This window comes from Colwellia piezophila ATCC BAA-637 (assembly GCF_000378625.1).
In the GTDB taxonomy this organism is placed as follows: Bacteria; Pseudomonadota; Gammaproteobacteria; order Enterobacterales; family Alteromonadaceae; genus Colwellia; species Colwellia piezophila.
Genome location: NZ_KB905182.1, coordinates 1 through 23,012 on the forward strand (window position 1 = coordinate 1; position 23,012 = coordinate 23,012).

The window sequence follows — 23,012 nt, forward strand, 5'->3', positions numbered from 1 at the left end:
ACTTGAAGCTTGGTGCCGTCTAGCAGAATCAACTAATATATTGGCCTTACATAATTTTGCAGTCGGACTAAGAATGCACAAGGTAGGCATTTGTAACTATGCCAAATATAAGTTGACCAGTGCCCGTATTGAGGCAGGAAATGTTTCTATTGGGATGATTAGGAGGCGAGCCAGAGGAGTAAGGGATACCGAATACTTCAAATTAAAAATAAGGCAAACATCAGTTCCAGCAACGCATTCTATCTTTTATCCAAAAATCAACCTCACATAACCGGAGAAGAGCCCAAAATCTAATCCAAACGTATTAATTCAAGTTAACGTCTAATGTCTCGAATGTGGTCAGCCTGTGTGAAAACTATTTTGAACTAACGGAATTGGATAATAACAACGAAAAAAGCTCTGTAGAGTAAATTCTGTAGTACGTCTGATGTAAAACCACCTGATAATTTACGTAGCGTCACATAAAAATTTTAAGCTGGGAGTTTTCACACAGCCTGTGGTATCAGTTGACCTAAAGAATAACCAGTAGCTAAGGTCAATGCGCACAAGTTGCCATAAAACCTATGGCGCTAATAAGTGCCCCCCGAAGTAAGATAAAGCTAGCCGACAATATTGCTAATACTGAGACTGATGCGTATTAAAATTTCGTTCTAAGACCTTATCTTTAAGATAATATTTATTATGGGAACGAATGAAAATGTCTAAAAAATCCAGGGATGAATGAATACACCTAAAAAAGTCCAATCTCTAACGCATTGAAAGCAATATCCCCTCTATGAACCATATTATGTGGATGAAAAAAAATTCATAAAGGTATGTAGATGATCATTAGATCTGTCGCGATAGCAAAAACAGGCAGAATACTATTGTAATAGCAGGAGGAAACTCAGAGCTTCCGATAACTATTTTTAGAATAATTTACAGGTGTTGTTTTAGGCATATTATCCCCCCTAGTATACTTCGAAAATTAACCTTCTTTTTAAACATGATTCATAATTAGCACCTTGCGTTTTAATAATAAAAAATTAGCTAAATCGTTAACTAGAACAAACACAGGAGCTTGGGTGCTTTCATAAGTTCTCACAGTCACAAGTCCCATTTCAGATACTTTACCGCTGGCTAAACGCGACTTTGCAGTCCCTTCTTTCCAGTGAAATATCTTTTCAGCGACTATTTTATATGGGATCAACACGCCTCCAAACATATCGGTCAAATCAGACTGAAGCATTAGCTTAGCTATGGGGCTAATACTTCTTGTAGTTGTCATTTCTGTTGTATTAAATGCTTGTAAGCTATCAAGTAACTCAGCAAGAGATCCAATCGATACTTTGTCATTAGTAATGGCATCACAAAAAAATTTAGGGATTTCACCCAATTTTATTTTCTTCTTCAAACTGGATACTTTTAAATCAAAATATTTTTCTGCAACATCAGCTAAATCTAATTGCTCAGTGTCACCATAGGTTTGCTGTAAAAGTTCTAAAGTCGATGTCATTCTTATATCACTCGGTTAATAAATACAGTTTGAAAAGGAACAAGGTTATTATCATCTTTCTTACTTTATTTGGTCAATGCGCTTATAGCTCTTTGGAAATATTCAAAAACTCGCCACTTTCACTTAAGATCTATCCAATGCATATGAGAATTGCATTGAGTCTTAGAGTGTGAAAATTGTGTAGAAGCTAAATTCATTCGCGATAGCATTGGCTAAAAGATGAGACTATTTTGCTCGGAATCAAATTTTTTTGATAGGTTTTAGTGCAAAACGTAAATTATTGATAATGTCGAAAATTCTCCTAGCTTAAATCGTAGTTACTTCTGATATTAATATTTAATAAAGGAAATTTATGAACAACTACGTATCAGCACTAGATTTAATCAATCTCACTAATGAAATTGGCAATGCAATAGTTCACAGCGAACATGCTATTAACCAATTGAAGCTAAATAACAACAACTATAATTTTGAAATATTATGGCGGGATATTTTAGAAATCCATTTTTGGGATTTAGAACAACCACAGCAAGAAGCAGCAAAAGCAGTATTAGAACAGTTAATTAAGTCAGTTTGTATTGCTTGTGAACAGTCACTAATAATAGATGATGATTTTATTAGTGACTGCTTTGGAGGTTGTGAACAACTTGAATTTGATTTCTAACACTAAGTATAATTCCCCGTGCACACGCCTATTAAAGATTGAGGACATTCTAACTTAAATAGGAAAAAACATGAGCGACACAAGCACACAATTTATTCGTAAATATAAGAGAGCAAGTAAAAGTATTTGGGATAGTGATTCGTCAACCATCTTGTTTTTAGCTGATGTAGCTGATAATGGTGATGGACTAGAGTTTAGCTATTCAAACTACATATACTTGCATCAAGACAATGTTGGGAGAGTATTAGGCATTAGCATTTCAAAAGCTATGCTTGATCAACATTCTGAATTTGAATCAAAATACTTAGAAGATATAGAGATGTACGCCTTTCTACTTATGTATATTGATGAAATTACGGAGTTTTGCAGCTTATTTGCTGATGAATTTGAAAGCATTTTTTTACTTGAACCCAGAGACTTCTTTGAAGCGGCAGAAATCAGGTGGTTTAGTATTATTGATAATGCTTAATTCAAGCGAACCATTATGGTTCGCTTTTTTTATTATACGTTTACTACTTTTTCTAAATATAACAAGTAAACCCTGTAAGTCCAATCTCTGTTATTGGTTGGTTATTTGGTTTGCCTTTTTAGTAATAGCTGTTAATTGTTCGCTCTAATATTAAGTATTTAGTCCTGTAGATCAAAGAATTAACACTTATCTTTATATATTTTGTCTACCAATTTGATACACTGGTTTTTATATGAATTAGGATTTAACAAGGCCTCAGGAACTATGGCAGATTTCAAGAAAATAGAAGCATTAGAAAAAAGATTATGGTCGGCTGCCGACTCTCTCCGTGCCAACACTGGCCTTACTGCACAAGAATACTCTCGCCCAATATTGGGTTTAATCTTCCTTAAGTATGCTGAGTTTCGTTTTACCCAAGCGAAAGAGCGTGTTGAAGCTAACACCAGTTCTCGTCGTCGTGGTGGCGACATAAAGTCTAAGATTCAGGCCGAAGGTGCTATGTATGTGCCTGATGATGCGCTTTATTCAAATTTACTCGCCTTACCAGAAGGAGCAAACATCGGTCTTAACGTTAATAACGCGATGAAAGCGCTAGAGGCTGATAACGAGGCGATTAAAGATGCACTACCTAAAACCTATACCCGTTTTGATAATGATATTCTAAAAGGCTTACTTAAAAGCTTCACTGCCATTGATTTTGGTTTGGGCTCTGACATTTTTGGCCGTATCTACGAATACTTCCTTAATGAATTTGCTAAAACGGAAGGTCAAGGTGGTGGTGAGTTCTTCACGCCATCAGCATTAGTACGCTTAATTACTGAAGTGATTGAACCCTACCACGGCAAAGTATTCGACGCTGCTTGTGGTAGTGGTGGTATGTTTGTCAGCTCTGCCGATTTTGTCGCTAGCCATAACAAAAATGCCTCTGATGAGTTATCCATATTCGGGCAAGAGAAAACAGGCGATACCGTGCGTTTATCAAAAATGAACTTAGCGGTTCATGGTTTACAAGGTGATATTAGAGAAGGTAACTCTTATTACGAAGACCCGTTTGAGCTAGCCAAAGGTGAAATCATTGATGGCAAGCAATACGGCCAGTTTGATTATGTCATGGCAAACCCGCCATTTAACGTAAATGAAATTCAAAAAGACCGTTTAGTCGATGACAAACAACGTTTTCCATTCGGTATGCCTCGCAACGATAACGGTAACTACCTTTGGATTCAGATGTTTTACGCAGCACTGAACAAAACAGGCCGAGCAGGTTTTGTTATGGCAAACTCTGCCAGTGATGCTCGTAGCTCTGAGCAAAATATACGTCAACAACTGATTGAAGATGATGGTGTCGATGTCATGGTAGCGGTATCAAGTAACTTCTTCTACACCGTTACTTTACCTTGTGCCTTATGGTTTTTAGATAAAAACAAACCAGTAAAAAATAAAGACAAAGTATTGTTTATTGATGCTCGCCATGTTTTCCGTCAGGTAACTCGTGCGGTTCGAGATTACACCAGTGAACAACTGAACTTAATCGCCAATATTGTGCGTTTATATCGTGGGCAAGACATTGATAACACCTATTTAGAAACGCATCCAGACACAGGCAATGATGGCGCTTATTCTCTTGATAATTTTTTCAAGGCTGATAATGGCGACTTTACCTATAAAGATATTGCTGGCCTTTGTAAAGTAGCAACCAAAGCAGAAATTATCGAACAAGGTTATAGCTTAAACCCTGGTCGTTATGTTGGTGTTGCTGAAGGTGAACATGAACATGATGAAGATTTTTCCGCTAGGTTAGAAGCTTTTCAAGAAGAACTGGAAGTTTTGAATACTGAAGCCCATGAGTTAGAAATTTCAATATCTGAGAATGTAGCGAACATTGTGGGAACGATGTAATGTCTATTACGCAATATAAAATTAATGAACTATGTGATGTAGGCTCTTCTAAGCGGATTTTTAAAGCGGATTATCAAGCATCAGGTATTCCTTTTTTTCGAGCTAAAGAAATAAGTGAAAAGCATAAAGGTATTAAAGAAGTTTCAGATCCGCTTTTTATAAGCGAAGAGAAGTTTAAAGAAATCTCCAGTAAATTGGGTTCCCCTAAAGATGGCGACTTATTGCTAACATCAATCGGTGCTTTATTAGGCGAACCATACATAGTTGATAATGATGGCGATTTCTATTTTAAAGATGGAAACTTAACTTGGTTTAGAAACTTTACTAAATTAGATTCTAGTTTCTTATATTACTGGCTTTTATCTCCTAAAGGGCGAGGGGAGTTAGAACGATGTAAAATTGGATCAGCGCAACCAGCTTTTACAATTGAAAAACTTAGGCAGATGGTAATAGAGTTACCACCAATTGAAATACAAACTTCTATTGTAAAAAGACTCAAAAATTACGACAACCTAATAGAAAACAATAACCGACGTATTGCTATTTTAGAAGACATGTCGCAATCCCTTTACCGCGAATGGTTTGTTAACTTCCGCTATCCAGGCCATGCCGATGCTTCTCTAAATGATGCTCTTAATGAAAGTAAAGGCACTCAAAAACTCATCGACTCACCACTAGGAAAAATCCCCGAAGGTTGGCAGGTTAAAACTGCTGCTGAAGCTATCACCATCAACCCAAAAACTAAGCTAGTGAAAGACGGTGAGAAACCATTTGTTGGTATGAGTGGTTTATCTCAAGGTTCGATGGTGATTGGCGACATTATCGAAAAGGCAGGTAATAGCGGTGCAAAATTTATTAATGGAGATACTTTGTTTGCGAGGATCACTCCTTGTTTGCAAAACGGTAAAACAGGCTACGTTCTATTTCTGACAGCAGAACAGCCTGTAGGTTTTGGCTCTACTGAGTTCATCGTATTACGTCAAAGCGATGACTTAAGCTCGGAATTTATTTATCTGCTATCTCGAAGTCACAATTTCCGTGAGCACGCTATCCAAAGCATGACGGGCGCAACAGGCCGCCAACGTGTACATGTTGACTGTTTCGCCTCATATTACTTGCCAGTTCCACCAAAAGAATTAATGAATGAATTTACCAAAATAGTTAAACCGATGTTTAAAAGTATTTTCAATTTATCGAGAAGAAATGAAAACCTTAAAAAACAGCGCGACATGCTGTTACCTAAATTAATATCAGGACAACTTGAATTAAAGGATTAACAAGTGGCTAAATATATATATTTTGTTCATGGATATTCTTCAAACTCTGAAAAGGCTTGGGGAAAATTTCCTGAATATATTAAGAACATTTTTGGGGATAAATACCTTATACAATGTTTAGATTATGTTTCACCAAATAAGCTTAAATTCTGGAAACATGCCCCCAGTCATTTAAACATCGCGGAAGGTTTCATTACCGATTTGAGAAATAAGTGCGAAAACTTAAGTGTCGATGAAATTATATTAGTAGCACATAGCAATGGTGGGATTGTTGTCAAAAAATTACTCCAGCAGATGGAGTTACATAGTATAAAGCACAATATTACTAAAATATGTTTTTTAGACGTGCCGCATACTGGGACTGGTTGGGCCAATTTCGGTAAAATAATTAATCCGCTAAACAAGCATGTAGGCGCACTAAAAAGTAACTCCGACAGTTTATGTGAGATAAATTTACGCTGGATTAAGGAAGATCACGAATCAAAAATTCGAATTCTCAATTTAGTAGCCGCTGTTGAGGATGTCGTTTCTAGATCAAGTTCATCATTTCATTATCAAGATACGGTGACAATTCCCAATGTAGATCATGCAGGTATTGCAAAACCAGATGATCAAAATGATAACGTAGTATCTGAATTATCAAAGTTCATTATATCTAGTATAAATCTAGATAAATATATGACACGAGCTTCTAGAACGTATAGGAACTGGAGGAAAATAGATCGGCATCATAAACTTGAGTATGTTGAAGATGAACAAAGGATGTTAGCTTTACAGGGCTTACAATCTTCTTTTGAGTCCGACAAGCCATTAGTAAGGCTAACTGGTTTATCAGGGTTAGGAAAGTCCAGATTAATTGTAGAGTTCATTGATAAACATGAAATACCAGAAGATCTTGTTCTCATATTTAATGCTTCTTTCAGTCAAGAGTCACTAATAGAGAAGTTAATTCTTGCTTGTGATGATCAACTAGATGCTCTAGTTATAATTGAGAACTGTAGTGTAAATTTACATAATCAGATAGCAAAAGTATTCAGCGAACCACACAACTTAAAAATTGTAACAGTAGATTTTTATCACGATAAAATTCAATCAAGTGCTCATATTAAGTTAGAAAAGTTATCAATCGATAAAGTTAAAGAACTAGTTGTTCAATTGTTGCCTAATGCTAATCAAAATTACGTTAATAGAATTTCTAATTTTGTTGAAGGTTTTCCTTTATTGGTTGATATGTTGATTGAAAACTTTAGGAGTTCCGGTGAATTAAGTGCAGAGTTCACTGAAGATGATCTAATCGAAAAGCTAATCAATGGGGACAATACATTAACTGAAAAACAACGTGAGTTATTGCGAGTTATGTCTTTATTTGACTCCTTTAGATGTGAAAAAGGAATTAATGATGAAGAGAATAAAGACAAACTTTTAATTAATAAAGTAGCTGAAAGCACAGGTATTGATTTTGATACTGTCATAACTAAGTTCAGTGAGAAGCAGCTTATAAATGTTACAGGGCGTTTTGCGCGAATTGTTCCAAAACCACTTGCTGTTAACTTAGCTATGGAGTGGTGGAAACATAGTTTATTTGAGCGGCAAAGTGAATTAATTGCAGGGCTTCATGAGACAATTATTGATAGTTTCTGTAAGCAAATAGTCTTTTTAGATTCCTCTATAAATGTACAAGATTTTGTAAAGAATTTTTGCGAGGGCGGAAGCCCTTTAGCCCAAGCGGAATTGTTGCTATCTAAAGCTGGTTCAAGACTTTTCCGCGCATTGGTCGAAGTGAACCCTAACGAAACAAGTGTTCTGTTATATCGTATTTTATCAACTTTGTCTGATGATGAAATTAGTAATATTGATGGTGATGTCAGGCGAAATTTTGTTTGGTCACTTGAAATGTTAGTGTTCCATCAGGCTTATTTTGAAAAAGCCTCATGGTGCTTGTTTAAGTTGGCGCAATTTGAAAATGAGAGTTATGGAAACAACTCATCAGGTCAATTTTCTCAATTATTTCGTTGGCAGTTATCAGGTACTGAAGCTGATTTTTCACAAAGGATTATGATATTAAATAAAGCTTCAGCCTTAAATATATTTACCGCTGATATTGTGATTATTGAAGCTATCAAAACGGCAATTGATACACATGGTGGTTCAAGGTCAATTGGTGCTGAGTTTCAAGGTACTAAGCCTGAACTAAAAGAATGGATGCCAAAGAAGTGGCAAGAAATTTATGATTATTGGCAGTTACTATTAGACATATTGGTTGTAATAATTAAACGAGGCCAATTAGTTGAACAAGTTAAAGATGCTTTCGGTCACAATATTCGAGGTTTAATAAAATATAAACAGTTTGAACAATTGGATGTTTTTATAAAAGAAGTAATAGAACTCACGGGTAAATATTGGCCTGCCGCAGCACAATCTATTACCCATGCTTTACAATATGATCATAAAGGTATGGAAGATGATCAAGTTAAATATCTTCGTTCTTGGGAAGAATTATTGTCACCAGATGATGACAATCTTGAAGAAAAACTTCAATTGATTGTTCTCAATCCATCAAGAGAGCATGAAGAAGATGATGATGGGCATTATATCGATATGGCTGCTGAAGATGCCAAGCGTTTATCTCTAGAATTGAAAGATAGTCATACCGAGTTAATAGAATACATTCAATTGCTTACGACTTTCCCTGAACAAAAACAAAGCTGGGTTTTTGCAAAACACTTAGTGTTAGATTCAGATAATATAGATGAGCTACTTAAAGCGATACTTAATTATTTACGTGAACATAAACAATTAAATACACAGTTTTTTTCAGGATTTTTAGTTGGTTTATATCAAAAATCACCTGAAGAGTGGAAAGATACAATAGAGTTAATTGGATCTGATGAGTATTTAATTGAATATTATCCTGACGCAATAAGAACAGGTGCGTTTGTTAATTATCATTTAGATAATTTTATTGAATTAATAAGAAGTGGGAAATTACCTAGCCACTCTGCTTCAATACTGGTTTATGGGCGAGCAACTGAGCATCTTTCTGAATCAGAAATCGCTCAATTTTGTATGTCATTGAGTGAAATTGATTCTACAGCGGCTTGGGCAGCTCTTGACAATGTTTTTATGTATGTCCATGGGCGAACTAATTATAATTTAGAATTATTAACCCCTGTTTTTGCTCATTTAGTTCTTTCTGTATCGTTCAACAAGGAAGATAAATCTAGAAATTCTGATAGTTATCGATGGCTGAATATAGTTGAAAGATTGCTTAAAACAGAAGACGAAAAATTTTCAATGAAATTGTGCAATTATCTTATAGCACAAGTTGGTGGTTACGAGGTTGATTATTCAGACTTATGGGATTACTTAGCTACTGCTTTTTATAAAGCATTTGAGTTACATGGCAATTTTCTCTGGCCTAAGGTAGCTAATAAGTTTATTGATGGTAGTGCACTTAAACAATATCGGTTAATTGGTTTGTTAGGTAGAGGGAAGTCTTACAAGAAAAGAACTAATAGTGTTTTTGACTTGTTAGAACCTAAAAGAGTTCTTGAATGGTGCTGTGATGAAGTTGCTTTAATAATTGTCGGCCGTGCAATATCTATGTTTATCTCTAATGATGACAACCGTGTTATTAACCCATTAATGGTTAGTTTATTATCTGAATTTGGTGACAATAAAGATTTTGTTAGTGAAATATCAGCAAACTTTTCAAGTAGATCATGGTCTGGTTCATTAGTCCCTTATTTAGAAGCTGATAAAGAGTTGATCCATCCTTTAATGGAACATGAAAACAGCAAGGTAAAAAGTTGGGCTTCAAATTTTGTTGAGTATATAGACAGTCAAATTGAATATGAAATGAAACAGAATGCTGAAGAAAACATGCTAAGAGGATAAAATGACATACACGGAAGACGCTTTAGTAGAACAACCCGCAATACAGCTGTTTTCAGAATTAAACTGGGAAACAGTTACTTGCTGGGATGAAGTATTTGGCTCAGTAAATGATGAATCATTAATAAGTGAACCATTATTTTTTGGCAGAGAAACACGCAATGATGTGGTGTTATTTGCTCGCTTAAAAGCGGCACTACTAAAGCTAAATCCTGATGTTAACCAATTTATCATTCAAGAAGCCATTGATGAAATAGCGCGAGATAGAAGCGCTATGACACCTGTGTCAGCTAACGAAGTAGTGTATGAGCTATTACAAAACGGTTATGTTTATACCACTGAAGCTGAAGGTGAGGAAGATTGTGTTGTTCGTTATGTAGATTGGGATAATGCTTCTGAAAATGACTTTCTTTTATGTAGCCAAATGAGCATAACGGGTGAGATTGAAACACGTCGTCCTGATTTACTTGGTTTTGTTAATGGCCTTCCATTTGTGTTTGTAGAGCTTAAGGCGAGCCACAAAAACCTATTAACCGCTTACAAAGACAACCTTGCTGATTATCGTACAACTATCCCTCAGTTATTTACTTTTAACCAATTAATCCTTTTATCTAATGGTGTGCAATCAAAGGTTGGTTCTATTTCAAGTCAATGGGAACACTTTGCTGAATGGAAGAAGATAGAATCTGAGTCTGAGCAACGTAAAGTCAGCCTTGAAGTTGTTATACGTGGTGTATGTGAGCAAAACCGTTTACTCGATATAATTGAAAACTATGTATTGTTTGTAAAAACAAAACATACCGTAAAAATAATAGCTAAGTACCATCAATACCTTGGGGTTAATCAGGCGCTTTCTGGCTTAACTAATGTAAAAGAACGATCAGGGCAGTTAGGTGTTTTTTGGCATACACAAGGCAGTGGTAAAAGCTTTTCTATGGTGTTTTTCTGTAAAAAAGCCTTTCGTAAATATACTGGTAACTGGACGTTTGTTTTAGTTACCGACAGAACAGATCTTGATGATCAAATTTATAAGACATTTAATGCTGCGGGTATTGTTACTGAAAATTGTCAAGCCGAGTCTGGCGTTCAATTAAAGGCATTACTTAGTGAAGACCATCGTTTTGTTTTTACCTTAATTCAAAAGTTTAAAGGTGACGAAAAAGGTAACTATCCAGTTTTATCTGAACGTGACGATATTATTGTGATCACGGATGAAGCCCACAGAAGCCAATACGACTCTTTAGCGATGAATATGCGTAATGCTATGCCCAATGCCTCGTTTATGGCATTTACAGGTACTCCATTGCTCGCAGGAGAAGCAAAAACACAAGAAGTGTTTGGTGATTACATTAGTATATATAATTTTTCTGATGCTGTTGATGATGGCGCTACTTTACCATTATATTATGAAAATCGTGTACCCGAAGTATCATTATCAAATGAAGATATTGGTGATGAAATTGCTGAAATTTTAGATGAAGCAGATCTAACTGATGAACAAGAAGCTCGATTAGAAACTGAATTCTCAAAAGCCTACCATATCATTACCCGTGATGACCGTTTAGAAACCGTAGCTAAAGACCTCGTTGAACACTATATAAACCGTGCCCCTTTTTCTGATGGTAGGCTTGGTAAAGCAATGGTTGTGTCTATTGATAAAGCAACCACCATTAAAATGTATGACAAAGTTCAAGCGGCATGGAAAATAAAGTTATCAAGCTTAAAAATACAAGCTAAGTATGCAACGGGCAGTCGTTTAAATAAGTTAAATTTTCAAATTGACCATATGTCATCAATGGATATGGCGGTTGTAGTATCAGGTGGACAAAATGATGATGAACGCCTGGCTAAAAAAGGTCTTAACTACAAACCACACCGCGAGCGTATTCTTAAAGAAAAAATGGATGAAAAGTTTAAAGACCCTGAAGACGACTTACGAATAGTATTTGTTTGTGCAATGTGGCTAACAGGCTTTGATGCTCCGGCAGTTTCGACACTTTATCTAGATAAACCTTTAAAAAGCCACACGCTAATGCAGACCATTGCGCGTGCCAATCGAGTTTATGCAGGTAAGTCTGCGGGACAAATTGTTGACTACATCAATATTTTTAGTGCTCTGCAACAAGCGCTTGGGATGTATGGTGGCGGTGTAGCTGAAGGCGCGGCTGGTTACCAGGTAGATAGCCCCGCAAAAGACAAATCGGAACTGGTTACTTCACTTGGTATCGCTACTGGTGAATTACAAGTATTCTTAAACTCAAAAGATATAGACTTAGCGGGAATCATTTCTTCTCCGGCTGACGGTTTTGCAAAATTGTCATTGTTAGATAATGCCAGCGAAATTCTTTTAGAGCCTAAAAACAAAGAAGAATTCACCGCTTTTGTAAGACAAATTAATCGTATTTTCAAGGCTATAATGCCTGATGATAGTGCTAATAAATATGTTCCTCATCGTATAGCCATTAATATCATTTACTCGCAAATGCGCTTGAAGTCTGGTTTATCTATTGATGATGAAGATGTACTTGATGTGGTTAGAAATCAGGTAAATGAGTTACTTGATGAGTCAATATCGACTATTCAGATCAAGAGTAACTTACCAGAGCCAATAAACATTGCTGAAATAGATTTTGATGCGCTTGCGACAATGGTTGCAAAAGTTGAAAAACCTAAACCGTCTGATGCAGAGCGTTTAAAAAACCTTATTGAACGAAAACTTCAACCTATGGTATTAAAAAATAAGGCTCGCCAAGATTTACAACAAAAGTTCTTAGAGCTGGTTGAGCAATACAACCTTGGTGCCTATACCGCAGAAGAGTTCTTTAATACTTTAAAAGAATTTATTACTGATTTAGAGCATGAAGAAAAACGTACAGTGCGTGAAGGTTTAACCGAAGAAGAACTAGCGGTATATGACCTGATGATTCAAGGTGCACCGCTATCGGACAAAGAGCGTAATAAGGTTAAAGAAATAGCCAAAGAACTAACCGACAAAATGCAGGAAATATTAGTTATTGATTGGCGTAAAAAACAACGTACCAAAGCTAGGGTTAAAAATATGATAGAGGAAGTATTAGATAACTTACCTGAATCATATGATGATGATTTGTGGCCGAAAACATGTAGCGAAGTGTATATGCATATTTTTGAAAAATACCCAGGCCAAGGGCAGAGTGTTTATAGCCATTAATATATTGAAAAATGAATTTTTAAAATGGTATTCCTATGAAAGGATTATGTAGTTGCAGTGGCTTGTCTTTCAATTGCCCAAGGTGTGGCGGTACAGGAATGATAAGAGATGAAGTTGTAATTCCCGTATTATTACCAAGTCACAAGGCTAACGGAAAGCGAAGATGCCCATATTGTGATCATAAATGTAGTAACAAGCCTGAACTTACATTTCACGTCTTTTTAGAGCATGAGGAAAAACTCAAAGAATTTACAGGAAGAGATGATTTAATTAAAAAATGTGATAAATGTGGGTATAGGACTATCCGAAAGAAACAATTCACAAAACATAGGTGCCACAACCACCGAAGTTAAAAATAACACTAAGATATAAGTTGAATCCAAGTAATTAGCAAATCTACTTAACTGTCATAGTGAATAAGCCAAATGACAGACTTGTCGTACAGGGAAGGTATTAATTGAACTCTATTGTTAAAAAAGCCAAAACATTGTTTCCTAGATCAAATTTTCCAATTCACCATACTTTTATGGAAATGTTATTTAGGTATTACTCTACAGACGCGACTGATGTAAGTTCTTCTGATATAGGAAAGCAGATCCAAAAAGAGCTGAAGAGTGACTTGTTAGGGAAAGGCTATAGTTATTCTTGGTTAACTAGGTAATAAGTAGTGACAGCTTTTAAAATCGACCATGTAACAAGATCTCATACCGAATGAAGATTCCCAGATTTGTGTTTACAACAAGCTGAAGTGTTAAGTAATCACTGGACGACGGCTTAGATATGACAAATTCTCTTGTCTAGGTCTTATTAAATGTTAGGTCAGATGTTATTTAATGAGGATACTCAACCGAGACTTCGAAAAATACCGCTGCTTCCATCGCCTATGATGGGTATTATATTAAATGTAGAGTGAACGAGTAGGCTCTTTCACTGCTTTATTGATTTCGAAAGCGAAGTTGATAGAGATCTCGGATTGGTAGAGTAATAAAAAAAACAGGCACTTTGTGCCTGTTTTTTCTTTTCTTAAGACAAAATTTCCCTACCGCAACGCTATTTACTCATGCAAGTAAGACATTAATAGGAGATTTGCATGAGAACAAAGAAAAACTTACTTATCAGTATGTTTTTGAAAGAGTTTAAAATGATTTTTAAAGTTATGGCCGATATGTCGATATTAGTTGGGTTGTTAAATATTTTAGAGATTATTGAGGTGAATCCTCAAATACCACTATCGGAGATTCAATTAATATTTTTTGCCATTATACCGTATTCAATATCTTGGCTATTTGCATATTTTAGTTATCGATATGAATTATGCATTAAACGTTAATGATTGAGCACCCACTAGGGTGCTCTTTTTTTGTTGTCTATTGGTAAAATAGCTCTGATATTTCATCACAGAATTTTGTCCGGAAAATAATTGATGATTTGAGTAGCTCAACATCACTATCAGTTAAAATTGGTTGTCTAGTTTTTTTGTCAAATCGGTTGGGTAATTCTTCAAATAGTTGTTTATGAAATCTCTTGATATCATAAAATATGTCAACTGAATGGGAAAATAAGAACACTTTGCTGTAATAACCATTTTTTATAGCGTAAAGCCATTTTTGTAATATTTGTTCTCTTGCATTTTTATTTTTAAATGAATGCTCTACTTCAAGCGCAATGTAACTATCACCGTTCATTTTTAAAATACCATCGACATTGCGAACGTTATGACTTTTAAATAATCGCTTAAATTCAATCTCAGTGACAAAACCTCCCCATAGTGGCGAACGTGTACGGTCAGCTAATGTATTTTGTATTCCCCGCATACTCACATATAAACAAATTAAATCGTGCAAGATTGAATTTTGATTGATATTTAAAGCTGGATTTTTTGCTGAACGAAAATATATTTGAATGCTCAATACATCTTCTGCATATTTTGAACCATCATAAGACAACGTATATACACGACCATCAGGTGAACGGTGTGTTTGAACCATTATAAGTAAATTTTCTTTGACCAGTTTGTTTAGGTGTTCAAGTGCTTGATGACGGCTAATGCCATAAAGCCAACGAATGATAAGAGGTGAGATTATATTAAAACGAGCAACCAATTTAATTGTTAATTCACGCCTACGTTTTCCGGTGATGTTATTATTAACACCTCTTTCAAAATACATTAATAATGAAAGGTATTTTGAGTAGTCATTTAAAATATTGCCGTTATCTGTGTTATTAATAGTAATCACTAAAACACTCCATAAAATTGTTTTGCTAATTGAGTGTCTTTATATAGTTTTACCTGTTGCGAATTATTTTGTTTTGATAAATTGATTGATACATTCATCACGAGTTGTTGTGAAAAATATCTCGTGATGAAAGTTGTGATAATTATCACAACTAAAGCAGCCTTCGGCTGATGACTTTATTACTTTGTAATACAGTCATATGGTTTGAAATGCACGTCATCTCTATTATTGCTGCGCAATGAGATAACTTTACGAGCTGCGCTCTAGCATTTAAAACCATTCGCGCATGTTCGAGGCGTTGCCCCGTACCAACCCCCCTAAATCAACTCTCACGTATGCATTCTGCATTTACGTTTCAGCTATCGCTGTGAGTTATTTTTCTTCCGAAAAATCAAGGGATACTTTCAAAATCTTGCAAATTTTTCAGTATCTTTTGCTAAGGCAAAACTGTAGCGGGGTTGGTTCGGGCCAGCCCGAACATGCGCGTGCTTCGCTTCATTACAACTTCGTTTCATTAAGCTACGCTTTTGCATGTCTTGTTCCAAGACGTATTTTTTGCAGTTTTTACTTTGTAAAAATGCTTTTATTTCTTTCAGAGAGAATCAGCATCATCTGGGGATGCATAACCTTACATTATTACGGAAATTGCTTTTCTGACACAATAGCTATGATTTGAAAACTCGATGTAGAAAGCGCATCTACATCGAGTGATTAAAATTGTTGGGCTGAACCTAGTTACCCCTTCCCGAAAAAATTCAAAAGCCCAACTAACATTAAATGAGGCATTTATTATGGTGTAATTTACAAAGGACAACATTAAATAATCAAAAAGGGAAATAGGTCAAAAGTTAGTGCTGCATTGATAAGTCGATGTCAGCGCTTTTTTATGCCTAATTATCTATAAAGTTCAGCTGTTGGAGGGGGTAATAGAACAGGAATGTCGGTAGGCAGCCAATCGTGCGCGAGCAGTTGAACAACCGCTTTAAAATGTCGTTCTTGAAAAACGCCATGCGTTTTTCTTACTTCGGTAATCGCTACTTTAACTAACTGCTTATCAATATCATTATTTTTAATGCCGTACCTGTTCATGAGGAGTTCTACTTCACAATACCTAGGGAACGCTATAACACTCATTCTTCTACACCTTCAAAAAATTAGTCAATTCTATTGCTGTACTTTAATGATTTTTATCGTAATTAATAGTTGATCTTGTACTTTTAATCATTAATGTATTTTTACTATTAATGAGACAAGGTTGAGAGTGATGAAATCACTAAGCGTTATTTTTATTTTATCTGTCGCACTAATACTTATTGCAAAAGGTCAGGTTTATTTCGGCTTTGTAGTTTTACTATTTACATTTTTCACCGTTATTAAACTTGCCGCATCATCGCCTTACGGTGACTTTAGTAAAACTGCTGAAGAGATAAAAGCAATCATTCAGTCACGTAAAAAGGTTGATGTCGATATAGACTATCTAAGCTACCCTGAGCAGGTTGCAATGAAAGAACAACAAAGACAACAAGGGTTCAGAGTTAGAGCAAGAGAGCGTGCTAAGAGGAAAGCTGAGGCTAAATGTGTAAGACGAGTTTATCTTCCTGTTGAAAATAATATCGTTTCAGTTGATGACTCTTGGGATGACAATACTTTATTTTCTACATCTATTAGCCGTGGTCTATATGATGACGATGACTTTTTTAATAATGGTGTTATCAGTGATAGTGATATTTTTGATGGGATCAAAATTAACCCAAATTCTGGGTTAGTTTTACTTGGAAATAGTCTAATAGATGTAGGGGGGAACTGTATAGGGCAAAGTGATTGGGATAATAATCCACACGATGATGGTTTTTCATCACTTGATGATATCTGTAGTAGCTCGTTTGAAGACATAAATGACTGCTTAATTAACAGTATGGATGAGTGGTGATATGAGTAATTTAAACTGGGCGCTAATTACGCTGTTTGTGTTTTGTCTGTTGATGTTTGCATTTGTTCATGTCGCTTTGCCAAGAATAAAGATCATTAAACTCACGAGCACAAAGTTAAGTTATAAGTTGGCAGAGAAAGTTTTTATAATAGCCTTAATCTCTTTTTTCATATTTTTCATCGGTATATTTCTAGCAACAAATAATGACTTGTTCTTTATCCTGCTGTCGCAATTGATGACGTTGAAGATATCAAAAGGTTTCGGCCTGTATCAAGATTGGCTAGCTGAGCCAAAGAACACACATAATTGGAAACAGCTTTTTTTATACATGCTGTTCTACATAGTAAAACCAAAATAATGCATCTGCTCTATCACAAATATTAAAACCACAAACTATTACGCTATACTAGAGTTACAAAACCATCATCACTCATAGTGTTTAATATAGTTTTATAAAACATTAATAGACAGGATATAATAATGACCTCTTTTCAAATCGCGATGGCAGTTATCGGCAGTATCTTTATTTTAATCCCCGTGATTTTAATTATTATAAAGTCAAAACTGCTTAAGCGTGATATACCATCATCCTAAGTAAAAATGGCACTCAAATGAGTGCCTAGTGATTGCTAGTGTTCAAAAAAAACTGTGCCATTTCAAATTAAGCGGCTTTTTTTACAATGATGTTATGACATTTAGATCTTTGATTTTTATTATTAACAATATTTTTTACCTTCATTGCGTTATAAACTTCTCTAATCATTTTAATATCACGATGCCCAGTGAATAAGGAGATATGATTTTCACTAAAACCAGCTTCTAGGAATTGTGAGATACTTTCTCTTCGTAAATCATGCAACCTTAAATCTTCAATACCAATCTTTGCCATTATTCTAGGGAATATTGAAGATAAGGATTCTGCTTTGATATCAAAGATCAACATATCATCGGAAGCGTTATCAGGTTTAATTTTAGAGAGAATACTTTCTGTAATATCAAGCATGGGTACATCACGAGGTTCTACATCAGCACTATTAGTACCTGGCTTTGTGTTTTTTCCTGTACTTATTGTGATTTCACCATTTTCAAAATCTATATCTCCCCAAGTAAGGGCTACAAGCTCTGAGCGACGAAGACAGGTTGATATATAAAGGCAAACTAAGGCTGAATATATAATCGTCACCTTGTTAGATTTTTGGTATTTCCTAAACTCTCTGATTATTCTTCGTAGCTCTCCTTTTTTTAATCGTCTTACACGCGTACCTGAATTAGCGATATAGCCAGCTTTTTTTAACTGTGAATAATGTGTGGTTATTGGGTTTGTTGAAAGTTCTATTTTACGTATGTCTGCCATGTCGTTAATAGCTCTTTTTAAGCTACTAATATCAATTCGAACGGTAGAAGCACTACAAGTTTCTAATCGCTCTTCGCAATAAATAGCCAAATCATTATAAGTAACTTGATTATATGGAATACCTGACAATGTATGTTGTAAAACTTTATTCAATGCACCTTTAGCGGTGTTACAAAAAGGTTTTGGGATAGTTTCGTTATATTTAAGAAATGATTTAATAAAATCACCTAGAGATGACGAGTTGGATAACTCTATTTCATCGCTAGCTTTAAAATTACTAAATAAAACTAATTTTTTATCATATTCAGGTGTGTTATTAATCTGGTTTAGTTGCTCAAGTCTGTGCTTTTCATTTTCACCAAACGTTTTTGCTATTTCTTTGCAGGTGAAAAATGAACTTTTATCATAAGGTTCACTCCTACTAAAAGGTTTGCTTTTACAACGTACTCTAACAACGAAGCCGGAGCCTTTTTTCTTTTGTGCTTTAGGGGTTATCTTGTAAGATGCCATTTCATTTTCCTATAAAGAATGATGATGGCATAGAGATTAAACCTTCGGTTTAATCTCTCAAAACCAGCCTTACATGACTTTGTGCATCAGATTGATTTTAAAGTAAAAATACTTTTTTATGTGTTTTATTAAATAATTCAAAATGGTTTGGATTTATTGAAACATAAACTTGCCAAAGCACATTAAGATCTTTATGGCCCGTTATTCTCGCCGTTTCTTCAACTGAAAGACCTAGTTCAATAAGTCGGCTTGCGCCTTCCCTTCTTAGGTCGTGATAGCGAAGGTCTTCAATGCCTAATTTTTTTGTGGCCTGTCTGAATCCCGAAGTAATAGATCGGGAGTTAAAGGGAAATATTCTATCGCTAGTACGAGGTTGCCTAAGCAGTATTTCTTGTGATTCAGACAATAATGGTAATAGAGAATGATTACCAAGTGAGCCATCCGGTGATTTTCGATCTCTAACAATAATAGTTCGATCTTTAGTGTTTAAATCTTGCCATTGTAATTTGCAAACTTCACCAATTCGACAGCATGTAAGTAAAGAAATTACAAAAATATCTTGATAAGGAATAATACAACAGTGGTGAGACTCTTTAAGTTTTAACGCTGTTAGGAGGTCTTCAAGTTCACCTTCCTTTAATCTTCTTTCTCTTTTAGAGGATCTTGCGATCAGTTTTAAATCATGAAGAGCAGGATAAGCATTAACGATACATTGATCATTAGCATTGATATTGAGCATTGACTTTGCAACCTTTAAAACCTTCCTAATACAACTAATGTCCACTGAAATTGTCTGGGCAGAGGGAGAGGTTTTACTATTTCTCCTTTCAAGGCAAAAATTAACTAAATCAGCGGATGTTATTTTGCTGACTAATAACTGCGCGAAAGAGGATTTCTTGATTTGTGTTAGCGAATGTAAAGCTGTTCTTCCTAGTGGTTTTTCTGATTTTTGCTTTTTATCAATGTAAGTTATGATTAATTTTTTAAGCGTACAGTCGATTAATTCAAAAGGTTCATTAAATAAGTTTTTTTCGACTTTGTGAATAATTTCTCTAGCCCATCTTGTTGCGGCTATTTTTGAATTAAACGTTTTCGATTTTGAAAATGTCACAGTTCCTGACTCTTTTGAGCGAACTCGTGCACAATAAACAATTCCGCTCTTTCTTGTTTTTTTACTAATGGTATAATTCGCCATAATACGTTGCCCTTTACTTCCTCTTTAATATCAATCAAGGAGGTTTTAGTTCCCCCATAATGGGGTTTTAGTTCCACCAAGAAGGCTTTACAGGGGAATTCATCGCATTTTATACGCAAGTATTAATTAACCAATAAACTCAAGTGTCTCTGTAAGTTTATGATTTATGAGGTTTTATGTCTTCTTTTTCAAAAAAAACAATATCCCACAAGTTATCAGTAGCTCCAATGCTCGATTGGACTGATAAACATTCCCGTTTCTTCTACCGGCTTATGTCAAAGCACACTGTGCTTTACACTGAGATGGTAACCACTGGCGCTATTTTACGCGGAAAAGGTGATTATTTATCCTATAACGAAGCCGAGCACCCTTTAGTATTGCAACTTGGTGGTAGTGATGTGAAGGCCATGACTGAATGTGCAAAAATTGCCGAACAATATGGTTATGATGAAGTTAATATTAATGTTGGCTGCCCGTCTGATAGAGTTCAAAATGGCCGTTTCGGTGCATGTTTGATGGCAGAGCCTTCCCTCGTTGCCGAATGTGTTAATCAAATGCAAGCCGCGACTAATATTCCGGTTACGGTCAAATCACGTATCGGTATTGATGACTTAGACTCCTACGAGTTCCTGCACACTTTTATAGAGCAGGTAGCACAAGCTGATTGTCGACATTTCATTATCCACGCAAGAAAAGCTTGGTTAACGGGGTTAAGTCCTAAACAGAACCGTGATGTCCCCCCTCTAGACTATAAGCGTGTTTACCAAATAAAAAATAATTTCAAAGACCTAGAAATATCAATAAATGGTGGCATTAAGTCTTTTGCCGAAGCGAATGAACACCTCAAACACATTGATGGAGTTATGATAGGGCGTGAGATTTATAATAGCCCCTATATGCTTACCGATGCCGATAACGAAATTTATCAAACAAATAGTTCCAAGTTAACAAGAACAGAAGTTATTGAGTTAATGATTCCTTATATCAATGTTACCGTTAGTAGTGGTGGGCGCGCATGGCATATATTACGTCATATGCTAGGGCTGTGTAATGGTTTATCCGGTGCCCGTAAGTTTAGGCAACACCTGAGCGAATACGCTGGTAAGGATGGAGCTGACGGTCAAGTTCTCCTTGATGCATTTAATAAGGTAACATTGCCTGAGTAGTCCTCATTTTATCTCGATATTGGGAATCCTTGTCCCAATATTGAGAGGCCGACGATATGTTTAGTTAATACAATGAACTAATTAACCCTAATTCTAACCATAAATTAGTCTATATAACCACTTCGATACAAGTATCCACAACTACCCTTTATCACTTCAAGTTGAAAAAACTTAATTCATATATATTTCAACAACTTAATAAATAATTCAAACTTTGGCACAACCTTTGTAACACTTATTGCAACTTAGTAATAAATACAAACACTTTTGCATACTCTTTAGCCTTATCGTGAGTGCAAAAAATACAGGGAAAGACCATGCTAGACTTAAACACATTATTCATTCTTACTACAATACCCGCTACAGCCATGCTTTTTATATCCATGGTAGTTGGTGCTTTTGAAGCTAAGCTATAGGTAAGTGAATATAAGAAAAAAAGGCTATATTTCTTTAGCTCTAATTTTTACCTATTTATGATGTTTAACAAAACAGCGATGAATAAATATCATGGTGTTATATTAAGAAAGATTAGGGTTTCACCACCTATCTATTTCAACAAATACACTTAGGGTAAACGCCTCGCTCAATAGAGATCAGTCCTTTATTATAAAAAAGTGAGTATGTCTGATATCACTTACGCGACCAGCAATGCACTATTCATAAATATCAAACAACCTTTATGGTCTGACAACTAAAAATCAGAACTTTTAACGTCGTGCTTCGCTAAATATCTACGACTAATCTTCCACACTCTCATGAGGTTGACTGGCATAAGTCACCAAGCCTCGATGCGACTTTTAAAATCCCAGAAAGCAGAATACCGTAGCGTTAACTACCGCTTTATCGTGTACTGAAGTACAAAATAGAAATGGAGAATGTCCTACTCTCACATCAAGAGAAAAACACCTACACAGGTCTCATACCGTAGGCGGGAATTTATTCGCGCTTATTCTCAAATCCCAAACAGCAATAAGCCCGACTCTTTCGAATCGGGCTTATTGTCATTTATGAGAGAGTGAAGTGGTGAATGTCCTAGTCTCACATAAAGGGAAAAACACCCACACGCTCTCACCTCCTCCGCTATTATCTTGCGCGATTGAAATCCCGCCTACACAGGTCTCATACCGTAGGCGAGAATTTATTCGCGCTTATTCTCAAATCCCAAACAGCAAAAAGCCCGACTCTTTCGAATCGGGCTTATTGTCATTTATGAGAGAGTGAAGTGGTGAATGTCCTAGTCTCACATAAAGGGAAAAACACCCACACAGGTCTCATACCGTAGGCGGGAATTTATTCGCGCTTATTCTCAAATCCCAAACAGCAACAAGCCCGACTCTTTCGAATCGGGCTTCTTGTCATTTATTAGAGAGTGAAGTGGAGAATGTCCTAGTCTCACATAAAGGGAAAAACACCCACACGCTCTCACCTCCTCCGCTATTATATTACGCGATTTAAATCCCGCCTACACAGGTCTCATACCGTAGACGAGAATTTATTCGCGCTTATTCTCAAATCCCAAACAGCAAAAAGCCCGTTACTTTCGTAACGGGCTTCTCTTATTAGAAGTCTAGCAATGTCCTACTCTCACATGGGAACTCCCACACTACCATCGGCGCAACTGCGTTTCACTTCTGAGTTCGGAAAGGGATCAGGTGGGGCCACAGCGCTATTGTCGCTAAACAAAAAGGGTACAATCTTAGAAAGCTTTGCTCAAAGAGCATAAATATCGTTT

The 23,012-nt window shown here is 35.8% G+C and carries 14 protein-coding genes and 1 rRNA gene; 9 read left to right on the forward strand and 6 right to left on the reverse strand.

Translation table 11 applies throughout. The annotated features are described in order from the left end of the window. Positions 1–271: transposase (locus F580_RS0122675; RefSeq protein ID WP_019026269.1), on the forward strand; the 271-nt coding region annotated here is incomplete at its 5' end. 708 nt (positions 272–979) lie between these two features. On the opposite strand, the gene F580_RS0122680 is transcribed toward F580_RS0122675, so the two are convergent. Then, positions 980–1,495: a pyocin activator PrtN family protein gene (locus tag F580_RS0122680; protein WP_019030053.1), complete on the reverse strand. Its 516-nt coding sequence runs from the start codon at positions 1,493–1,495 to the stop codon at positions 980–982. 352 nt (positions 1,496–1,847) lie between these two features. Here F580_RS0122680 and F580_RS0122685 point away from each other — a divergent pair, with 352 nt between their 5' ends. The 6 genes from F580_RS0122685 to F580_RS0122710 all read left to right on the forward strand — a co-directional run bounded on the left by F580_RS0122685 (position 1,848) and on the right by F580_RS0122710 (position 12,888). After that, positions 1,848–2,159: a hypothetical protein gene (locus tag F580_RS0122685; RefSeq protein ID WP_019030054.1), complete on the forward strand. Its 312-nt coding sequence runs from the start codon at positions 1,848–1,850 to the stop codon at positions 2,157–2,159. A gap of 70 nt (positions 2,160–2,229) precedes the next feature. After that, a complete protein-coding gene (locus F580_RS0122690) occupies positions 2,230–2,628 on the forward strand; it encodes a hypothetical protein (protein WP_019030055.1) in 399 nt (132 codons plus the stop codon). A gap of 264 nt (positions 2,629–2,892) precedes the next feature. Further along, complete coding sequence (locus F580_RS0122695) at positions 2,893–4,527, forward strand: type I restriction-modification system subunit M (RefSeq protein ID WP_019030056.1); 1,635 nt, start codon at positions 2,893–2,895, stop codon at positions 4,525–4,527. Further along, positions 4,527–5,804, forward strand: a complete 1,278-nt coding sequence (locus tag F580_RS25190; RefSeq protein WP_019030057.1) for a restriction endonuclease subunit S — start codon at positions 4,527–4,529, stop codon at positions 5,802–5,804. The genes F580_RS0122695 and F580_RS25190 overlap by 1 nt, the downstream gene beginning before the upstream one ends. A gap of 3 nt (positions 5,805–5,807) precedes the next feature. Continuing rightward, positions 5,808–9,701 (forward strand): lipase family protein, encoded by a 3,894-nt coding sequence (locus tag F580_RS26755; RefSeq protein WP_019030058.1) that lies wholly within the window; start codon positions 5,808–5,810, stop codon positions 9,699–9,701. 1 nt (position 9,702) lies between these two features. Beyond that, complete coding sequence (locus F580_RS0122710) at positions 9,703–12,888, forward strand: type I restriction endonuclease subunit R (RefSeq protein ID WP_019030059.1); 3,186 nt, start codon at positions 9,703–9,705, stop codon at positions 12,886–12,888. Between the two features lie 1,367 nt (positions 12,889–14,255). Here F580_RS0122710 and F580_RS0122720 read toward each other — a convergent pair. Next, positions 14,256–15,125, reverse strand: coding sequence for a hypothetical protein (locus F580_RS0122720; RefSeq protein ID WP_019030061.1), 870 nt, complete (start codon positions 15,123–15,125; stop codon positions 14,256–14,258). Positions 15,126–16,019: 894 nt separating this feature from the next. Further along, entirely contained in the window at positions 16,020–16,259 is a 240-nt protein-coding gene (locus F580_RS0122730) for a hypothetical protein (protein ID WP_019030063.1), read from the reverse strand. Between the two features lie 130 nt (positions 16,260–16,389). Here F580_RS0122730 and F580_RS0122735 point away from each other — a divergent pair, with 130 nt between their 5' ends. Continuing rightward, on the forward strand, positions 16,390–17,055 hold the full coding sequence (locus F580_RS0122735) for a hypothetical protein (protein WP_019030064.1): 666 nt from the start codon (positions 16,390–16,392) through the stop codon (positions 17,053–17,055). A 661-nt stretch (positions 17,056–17,716) separates the two neighbouring features. Here F580_RS0122735 and F580_RS0122750 read toward each other — a convergent pair. Next, positions 17,717–18,919 (reverse strand): site-specific integrase, encoded by a 1,203-nt coding sequence (locus F580_RS0122750; protein ID WP_019030067.1) that lies wholly within the window; start codon positions 18,917–18,919, stop codon positions 17,717–17,719. A 97-nt stretch (positions 18,920–19,016) separates the two neighbouring features. Then, positions 19,017–20,114, reverse strand: a complete 1,098-nt coding sequence (locus F580_RS0122755) for a site-specific integrase (RefSeq protein ID WP_026301619.1) — start codon at positions 20,112–20,114, stop codon at positions 19,017–19,019. Positions 20,115–20,290: 176 nt separating this feature from the next. On the opposite strand from F580_RS0122755, the gene dusA reads away from it, so the two are divergent. After that, a complete protein-coding gene (gene dusA, locus F580_RS0122760) occupies positions 20,291–21,280 on the forward strand; it encodes a tRNA dihydrouridine(20/20a) synthase DusA (RefSeq protein ID WP_026301620.1) in 990 nt (329 codons plus the stop codon). A gap of 1,565 nt (positions 21,281–22,845) precedes the next feature. On the opposite strand, the gene rrf is transcribed toward dusA, so the two are convergent. Beyond that, positions 22,846–22,960, reverse strand: a 5S ribosomal RNA gene (rrf, locus tag F580_RS0122770). Between the last annotated feature and the right edge of the window lie 52 nt (positions 22,961–23,012).